Origin of the sequence: Microbacterium tenebrionis, assembly GCF_020682665.1 — a bacterium.
GTDB classification, from domain to species: domain Bacteria; phylum Actinomycetota; class Actinomycetes; order Actinomycetales; family Microbacteriaceae; genus Microbacterium; species Microbacterium tenebrionis.
Genome location: NZ_JAGTTM010000007.1, coordinates 65,754 through 73,549 on the forward strand (window position 1 = coordinate 65,754; position 7,796 = coordinate 73,549).

Consider the following 7,796-nt stretch of genomic DNA (forward strand, 5'->3'; position numbering starts at 1 on the left):
GGGCGGCCTCACGCGGTCTCGACGAACTCCATCAGGCGCTCACCGCCGCGATCCCACACGCGCCCGCCGATCATCGCACCGGCGGCGAGCACGACGACGCCGGTGGCGAGTCCGACCCAGAACGTCGCCGGGTTGTACGCGTCGTCCTCGAGGATGGTCATGACGAACAGCCAGATCGTCGGTGCGCTGAGCACGAGGGTCGCGATGAAGCCGATCGCCGGGGCGTATCCGGCACGGGATGCCGAGCGCTGAGGCTGCTGGAACGGGCTGTCGCCCGGCCTCGAGACGGCGTACGGCGAGGTGACCGACAGGATGCTCGAGACGCCGAGTCCGCCGAGGAACAGGCTGGCCGCAAGGCCGATCATCGGCATGAGCAGGTACCAGCTCTCCACGAGGGCGAGGCAGACGGGGATCGCGATGGCGAGCACGGGGAGCGCGACGAGTGCGATCGGCACCAGACGCCCGAAGCGGTCTGCCGCGCCGCGGACGCCGCTGGCGACGTGGATCCACAGGGCCGTGGAGTCGTACGCGGCGTCGTTGTGCGGGAGCCAGCCGAAGAACAGCGCCATCACCGGCACCGGCACGAGAGCGGCGATGTACAGCGGGACACCGGCGACCAGCAGCGGGAACACGGTCAGCACTCCGGCGATCGGCACGATCACGACGTTGACGATGTACCGGCGGTCGCGCGACCAGTAGACGAGGCTGCGTGCGGCGATCGCTCCGAAGGCGTTCGACGGCAGAAGCCCGAACCATCCGAGACCCGACCGCTCGCGCGCCGTCGCCGGCCGATCGGTGTGCGTGAGCAGGCGTGCGACGAGCCATGCCCAGAACGCGCCCAATGCGATCACGGTCACGAGGGCGACGAGTCCGCTGAGCCACGCTCCGGGCACGTCGCCGGCGGCGACCGCGAGGGCGAAGCCCGGCACCGCCCCGAACGGGGTCGAGGCGATCACGGAGGCGAGGGATGCCACGGCATCCGGCACGAGACCGTCCCATTCCAGCGAGGCGAAGAAGACGGCCGCGGGGAACGCGACGACGATCACGGCGAGCACGAACAGTGCCGTGAGCTCGCGCGAGCGCCGCTCGGGGAGCAGCAGCGCGCTGACGGCCATGCCGATGCGCGCGGCGATCGCGAGGGACAGCACTCCGAACACCGCGGCGAGGATCGCGAAGACCGGCGGAGTTCCCAGCGCGACGAGCGTGACGACGAAGCACACGGCCACGGCCGCAAGGGCGATCGACGGCACGCTGACGAGGGCGCCGAGCGCGAGGATCCACGGCATCGTGCGCACATCGACGCCGAAGACGCGGAAGCGTCGCGGATCGAGCTGATCCGCGGTGCCGGTGAGGATCGGTCCGACGAGGAAGCCCAGGACCGCGGCTGCCCCGCCGAGGACGATCACGGTCCTCGCCACCGGCAGCGGCGCGTCGGCGAGGCTCAGCAGCGCGACGCAGACGGCGACGGTGACCGCGGCCAGGACGACGAACCCGGCGATGGTGCGCACGGCCCTGTCGCCCCGGAGGGCGCCGAGCATGAGGGCGAGCCTCAGTCGGAGAACGTGTGCAGCCACTCGAGCCCCTCCACCTCGCTCGCGCCACCCGAGAGCTCGACGAAGCGGGACTCCAGCGTCTGCCCCGCCCGCACCTCGTCCACCGTGCCCTCGGCGAGGACCTCTCCGCCGACGATGATCGCGACGCGGGAGCACACCCGTTCGACGAGGTCCATGCCGTGGCTGGAGAGGATGACCGTGCCGCCATGATCGACGTAGGCGCGAAGGATGTCCAGGATCACGGCTGATGAGACCGGATCGACGGACTCGAACGGCTCGTCGAGCACGAGCACGCGCGGCGAGTGGATCATGGCTCCCGCGAGCATGATCTTCTTCGTCATGCCGGCCGAGTAGTCCGAGACGACGCGTCCGACGGAACCTGCGAGGTCGAAGGCGCGCATCAGATCGGCGGAGCGCTTCTCGATGACGTCGGCCGAGAGCCCTCGCAACAGCCCGTAGTAGTGCAGCAGTTGGCGGCCGGTGAGGCGGTCGAACGTGCGCAGCCGGTCGGGCAGCACGCCCATCACGCGCTTCGCGTCGAGCGGATTCTTCGCCTGGTCGATGCCGCAGATCTCGACCTCGCCCGCATCAGCGCGCAGGAGGCCTGCGAGGATCGACAGGGTCGTGGTCTTGCCCGCGCCGTTGGGGCCGACGATTCCGTAGAACGATCCGGCGGGCACGGTCAGGTCGATCGCATTGACGGCGCGCTGATCGCCGAAGTCCTTGACCAGGCCGCGGACGACGATCGCGTCGGATGCCGCCGGCGCATGCACGTCGACGACCACCGCCCCGGCGGCGGCCGCCGCATCGGGCTCGGGCTCCGGTTCCGGATCGGGTTCCGGCTCCGGTTCGGGTTCCGGCTCCGGTTCGGGCTCGGACTCGGACTCCGAGCTCGGAGCGGGTGCCGGCTCGAGTTCAGGTTCCGGAGAAGCGGCCGGAGCGGAAGGTCGCAGGATCGGCTCCTCCGTCGCCTCGTCGGGTTCCTGCGCGACGAGCGCCGCCGCCTCTGCCTCGGCGAGGGCCTGCGCTTCCTGCCTCTCGCGTTCGGCCTGCGCTTCCTGCTTCTCGCGCTCGGCCTGCGCCTTCTCCTTCGCCTCCCGCGCCGCGGCGGCCTTCGCGGCCCGCGTGGCGGCAGCCTTGGCTGCGGCTCGCTTCGCGGCGGCGGACTTGGCTTCCTTGGCCTTGTTCTCAGCATCCGCGGAATCGGCCTTCGCCGCTGCGTTGCGCGCCGAGGCGGACTTCACGGCTGCAGCCTTGGCCGCGGTCGTGCGCGGTGCGGACGCGCGTCCTGCGGGCTTCTTGGTCGGGCGCGCGGCGACGATCCTGACCGCCGAGGTCCGCGTGGTGGCCGCCTTCTCCTCGGCCGGTGCGGCGGAGGCGACATCCGGCTGTTCGTCGTGGTCATCCACTGGAGCAGTCACCGTCCTAACGTATCAACGGCCCTGGACTTTCTCGGGGTCCGACGAAACAATCGGCACAGGAGATGTTCCGGATCGCGCACCTGTGGATTCGGTGTGTACCTGATCACGAAACGGCAACGGGCAGGCCTCACCCCGGGGCTTCCCAGCGGGCATCGCTAGCATGATCCACGGCACGAAGAAGTGTCTGGCCGGTGAACCGGCCGTGAACACAGATTCTTTTTAGGAGTATTCGTGACTCTTCAGACCGTCATTCTCGCCGCAGGCATGGGATCGCGCCTCGGGCGCGCACTGCCGAAGCCGCTGACCCAGCTCAACGACGGCCGCACCATCATGCAGCAGCAGCACGAGAACATCCGCGCAGTGTTCGGCGGCGACGCTCGCATCACCACCGTCGTCGGATACCGCGCCGAGACCGTCATCGAGGCGTTCCCGAACGCCAACTACGTGCACAACGAGCGCTACGACCAGACGAACACCTCCAAGAGCCTGCTGCGCGCACTGGGCGCGACGGGCAAGGCGGGCGTGCTGTGGATGAACGGCGACGTCGTCTTCGACCCCCGCATCCTCGGACGCGCGATCGAGTACATCGAGCGCGACCAGTCATTCGTCTCCGTGAACACCTCCAAGGTGAGCGACGAAGAGGTCAAGTACACCGTCACCGCCGAGGGGTTCATCAAGGAGCTCTCCAAGTCGGTCAAGGGCGGCCTGGGCGAGGCCATCGGCATCAACTACATCTCGTCGACGTACAAGAAGGCCTTCATGCGCCAGCTCGCGCGCGTCGACGACCAGGAGTACTTCGAGGGCGGCCTGGAGCTGGCCATCGCCGAGGACGGCCTGCTGCTCGAGCCGATGGACGTCTCGGACTTCTACGCCGTCGAGGTCGACTTCGCCGAAGACCTCGAGCGCGCGAACCTCTTCGTCTGAGCCTCGTTCCGAAAGCCCGGTCCCGCGTGGGGCCGGGCTTTCGGCATTCTCGCGGACGACGTGCATAGGATCTGCCCATGGCCAAGAAGGTGCACAAGATCCACTCGCTGCCGGATGATTCCGCCTGGGACAAGGGCGTGCCGCCGGTGGGATCCGACGAGCATCCGCTGACCGTGCGGGGGCTCGACAAGGTGCTCTCGATTCAGCGGCCGCTCGTGCTGGCGCACATCCGCAGCATCCGTCTGCGCAATCCGACTGCCACGCCGGACCGCATCGTCCGCATCCTCGAGCGCCGCTACCTCGCTGCTGTCACGACGGGTGGCGCAGCGGTGGGCGCGACCGCGGTCGTGCCGGGGATCGGCACCGGTGTGACGCTGGCGCTGTCCGGAGTGGAGACGCTCGGGTTCCTGGAGTCGACGGCCTTGTTCGCCCAGTCCCTCGCCGAAGTGCACGGCATCGCGATCGAGAATCCCGACCGGGCTCGCGCCCTGGTGATGACGTTGATGCTCGGCAAGGAGGGCGTGGACCTCGTCGGCCAGTTGGCCCGGCAGGCCACGGGGAAGGGAACGAACCGCTCGTCCTACTGGGGCGAGCTCGTGACGAAATCGCTGCCTCGCGCTGCGATCGGTCCCGTCGTCGACCAGCTCAAGACCCGGTTCGTGAAGCACTTCGCCGCCGCAGGCGGAGCATCATTGGTCGGCAAGGCGATGCCGTTCGGGATCGGCGCCGCGGTCGGCGGCGCGGGCAACCATCTGCTCGGCCGACGCGTGCTGACCACGTCGCGGAAGGCGTTCGGCCTCGCACCCGCCGTGCTCCCTGCGGAGCTCGAGCCCGATGCCGGCGCCGAGAAGCTGGAACTGCGGATGCTGCGCGGAGTCCGCTACGCCGGCTCGGCCATCACCGGCGTCGCCGGCGTGGTCTCGCGCGGTGCAGGCACGGTCGCGCGGACCGTGGGCCGTGCGGGCAGGAAGAACGGCGCCGGCTCGACGGATGCGATCGCATCGCAGGACGCCCTCGGCGGACACGAGATCGACTCGCTCTCCACAGACTCGGCTTCATAGGGCTTCTCCCCCGGTCGTTGCCTGGGCACTCCGATGCCGCACTCCGCGTCGGCGGTCGTTCCTAGCGTGGCGGCATGTTGCGAGCCATCCATCCGTCTGATGCCCCTCCTCCGCCCGCCTATCGCGTTCCCTGGCTGATCGATCGCGCCGACCCCCAGCATCCCGTCGTCACGAACGGCAGCGCTGAGAGCGCGGACTTCGTCCGGGTCTTCCGCGACGACCAGCGCGCCGACGGCACGCAACTGTGGGGCCAGGTGCTGCCGTCGGAGGACATCGAACTGTGCCTGTGCGCAGCAGACCCCGACGAGGTGGTCGTCACGCTCGCCTGGTTCCGGCCGGCCGACGGTCTGGAGTACGTGTGGCGGTTCGTCGTGTGATGCGCCGCCCGCCGCCGGCCACTGAGCCGGCGGCCGCTGCACCCGGCCGCTCAGCCCGTCGAAGCGTCAGGCGCCCTGGCGGCGGCGCAGCTCGCGGCGGAAGTCGGCTTCGGAGTACGGCTTGAGATTTTCGGGCAGGTCTGCGGCCGTGAGGCCTGTGATGAAGACCTCGGGCTTGACGTCGAGTGCGGTGGCGAGCTGGATCAGCACGAACAGCGTCGGGTTGCCTTCGCCGGATTCGATCCGGGCGAGGTGCGAGACGTCCATGTCGGCGCGGTCGGCCAGCCGGGCGCGCGGGATGCCGGCTTTGGCGCGGAGGTCTCGGATGAGCATTCCGACATGCTCGGAGGCTCGAGACCGGGGCGCTTTCATCCCTCCAGCATCCAAGCGCCACCCAGTCCAGCCACGCGCATTCAGGAGTGGGCATTTATGCCATGGTTAAGCGGTGAGCAGCCTTGGAACGTTCGTGTGGCAGATTGCGGATCAGCTCCGAGGCCCGTTCAAACCGCATCAGTACGGCGACGTCATCCTGCCGATGACGATCCTGCGCCGGCTCGACGGCATCATGACCGCCCATCGCGAGGCGATCGCCGAGGTGCTCGCCGGCACCGAGAATGATGATCTGCGCGAGGTGCGCATCCGTCAGCAGACTGGACTCGGCTTCTACAACACGACCTCGTGGACGTTCCCGCGCCTGCTCGGCGACCCGGAGGGGCTCCAGGCGAATCTCGTCGACTACATCTCGGGGTTCTCGAAGAGCATCGATGTGTTCGACCGGTTCAAGTTCGAGGACCAGATCGAGGCGATGGCCGAGAGCAACCGGCTGCTGCTCGTCGTCCATCGCTTCGCCGACGTCGACCTCAGCCCCGATGCGCTGCCGAACGCCGCGATGGGCGACCTGTTCGAAGAACTGATCCGCAAGTTCGCCGAGGCGTCGAACGAGACCGCCGGAGAGCACTTCACTCCGCGCGACGCGATCCGGTTGATCGTGGATCTGCTGTTCGCCGGCGACGACAAGGCGCTCGCGAACGAAGGCGTCGTGCGGTCGATCTACGATCCGACCGCGGGGACGGGTGGGATGCTGTCGGTCGCCGAGGAGCATCTGCTCGAGATGAACCCGGACGCGAGGCTGCGTCTGTACGGCCAGGAGATCAACCCGCAGTCGTACGCCATCTGCAAGAGCGACATGATCGCGAAGGGGCAGGATGCCACGAACATCCGGCTCGGGAACACCCTGTCGGACGACCTGTTCGCCGGGCAGCACTTCGACTACGCGCTCTCGAATCCGCCGTACGGGGTGGACTGGAAGGCGTCGCAGGCAGCGGTGAAGGCCCACATTCAGGATGCCGGTGAGCGCAGTCGCTTTCCCGGTGGGCTGCCGCCGATCAGCGACGGGCAGATGCTGTTCCTGCAGCACCTGGCGACGAAGATGCGGCCTGTGCACGAGGGCGGCGGGCGCGCGGGGATCGTTCTGAACGGCTCACCGCTGTTCACAGGTGCAGCCGAGTCGGGTCCGAGCCAGATCCGCCGTTGGTTGCTCGAGAACGATCTGGTGGATGCGATCGTCGCGCTGCCGACGAACATGTTCTACAACACCGGGATCGCCACGTATGTGTGGCTGCTCGACAACGCCAAGCCGGCGGAGCGCATCGGAACCGTGCAGCTGATCGACGGCACCAGATTCTGGTCGAAGTTGCGCAAGAACCTCGGGCAGAAGAACCGCGAGGTCTCTGCGAAGGATCGCGCCGAGATCGTGCGACTGTACGACGAGCACGTCGAGCAGAAGCACTCGAAGATCTTCCGCAACGACGAGTTCGGATACTGGACGATCACCGTCGAGCGCCCGCTCCGCGACGAGGACGGTGAGGTCGTCCGCGACCGCAAGGGCAATGCAAAGCCCGATCCGAAGCTGCGCGACACCGAGAACGTGCCGTTCACCTGGGGCGGCAACGACCAAGGCGAGGCCGCCCGCGATGCCGTGATCCAGGCGTACTTCGAAGCCGAGGTCCTCCCCCATGTCGAGGACGCCTGGGTGGATGCCGCGAAGACCAAGGTCGGCTATGAGATCCCCTTCACCCGGCACTTCTACGAGTACGTGCCGCCGAGACCCCTCGAAGAGATCGACGCCGAACTCAACCAGCTCGTCGGCGAGATCATGGAATTGCTGCGGGAAGTGGAGCGGTGAGACGCGAATGGTTGGACGTCGCGCCGCCGGACTGGCAGCGCTCCCCACTCGGCAAGCACTTCACCGAACGGCGGGCGACGGTTAGCGCCGCTGACTTCCCGGCGCTGTCTGTCACCAAGTCTGGGGTAGTGCCTCAGCTGGCGAACGTCGCGCTTAGCCTCGATCCACCGATGAGCTTTGGGTGGGCCGGGCTGGCGTGGTCGGTGTGCGGTGGCGTGTCGTGGGCAGGGTTGAGCTCCGGGCGTCGCATCCCGGTCGTCCACTGGCTCCTCGGT

At 68.3% G+C, this 7,796-nt stretch carries 7 protein-coding genes; 4 read left to right on the forward strand and 3 right to left on the reverse strand.

The genetic code is table 11. The features are described from left to right. Nucleotides 1–8: 8 nt before the first annotated feature. Nucleotides 9–1,574: a hypothetical protein gene (locus KEC56_RS13410; protein ID WP_227531332.1), complete on the reverse strand. Its 1,566-nt coding sequence runs from the start codon at nucleotides 1,572–1,574 to the stop codon at nucleotides 9–11. Next, the gene (locus KEC56_RS13415; protein WP_308013019.1) at nucleotides 1,550–2,974 is read right to left on the reverse strand and encodes an ABC transporter ATP-binding protein; all 1,425 of its coding nucleotides are present in this window, start codon (nucleotides 2,972–2,974) and stop codon (nucleotides 1,550–1,552) included. Before KEC56_RS13415 ends, KEC56_RS13410 begins: the two co-directional genes overlap by 25 nt. 231 nt (nucleotides 2,975–3,205) lie before the next feature. On the opposite strand from KEC56_RS13415, the gene KEC56_RS13420 reads away from it, so the two are divergent. The 3 genes from KEC56_RS13420 to KEC56_RS13430 all read left to right on the forward strand — a co-directional run bounded on the left by KEC56_RS13420 (nucleotide 3,206) and on the right by KEC56_RS13430 (nucleotide 5,336). Continuing rightward, the gene (locus tag KEC56_RS13420; RefSeq protein WP_227531333.1) at nucleotides 3,206–3,898 is read left to right on the forward strand and encodes a phosphocholine cytidylyltransferase family protein; all 693 of its coding nucleotides are present in this window, start codon (nucleotides 3,206–3,208) and stop codon (nucleotides 3,896–3,898) included. 77 nt (nucleotides 3,899–3,975) lie between these two features. Then, on the forward strand, nucleotides 3,976–4,959 hold the full coding sequence (locus KEC56_RS13425; protein ID WP_227531334.1) for a hypothetical protein: 984 nt from the start codon (nucleotides 3,976–3,978) through the stop codon (nucleotides 4,957–4,959). A gap of 74 nt (nucleotides 4,960–5,033) precedes the next feature. Continuing rightward, nucleotides 5,034–5,336 carry a hypothetical protein gene (locus tag KEC56_RS13430; RefSeq protein WP_175985567.1) on the forward strand — a complete coding sequence of 101 codons (303 nt, stop codon included), beginning with the start codon at nucleotides 5,034–5,036 and terminating at the stop codon, nucleotides 5,334–5,336. Between the two features lie 66 nt (nucleotides 5,337–5,402). Here KEC56_RS13430 and KEC56_RS13435 read toward each other — a convergent pair whose 3' ends face one another. Next, a complete protein-coding gene (locus tag KEC56_RS13435) occupies nucleotides 5,403–5,669 on the reverse strand; it encodes a helix-turn-helix domain-containing protein (RefSeq protein WP_264675336.1) in 267 nt (88 codons plus the stop codon). A 112-nt stretch (nucleotides 5,670–5,781) separates the two neighbouring features. On the opposite strand from KEC56_RS13435, the gene KEC56_RS13440 reads away from it, so the two are divergent. Further along, nucleotides 5,782–7,521: a type I restriction-modification system subunit M gene (locus tag KEC56_RS13440; protein WP_227531336.1), complete on the forward strand. Its 1,740-nt coding sequence runs from the start codon at nucleotides 5,782–5,784 to the stop codon at nucleotides 7,519–7,521. Nucleotides 7,522–7,796: the final 275 nt, after the last annotated feature.

Excerpts from the sequence above, each read along its gene's own strand:
- KEC56_RS13430 (WP_175985567.1), top strand. The coding sequence starts at position 5,034 with ATGTTGCGAGCCATCCATCCGTCTGATGCCCCTCCTCCGCCCGCCTAT.
- KEC56_RS13425 (WP_227531334.1), top strand. The coding sequence starts at position 3,976 with ATGGCCAAGAAGGTGCACAAGATCCACTCGCTGCCGGATGATTCCGCC.
- KEC56_RS13435 (WP_264675336.1), bottom strand. The coding sequence starts at position 5,669 with ATGCTCATCCGAGACCTCCGCGCCAAAGCCGGCATCCCGCGCGCCCGG.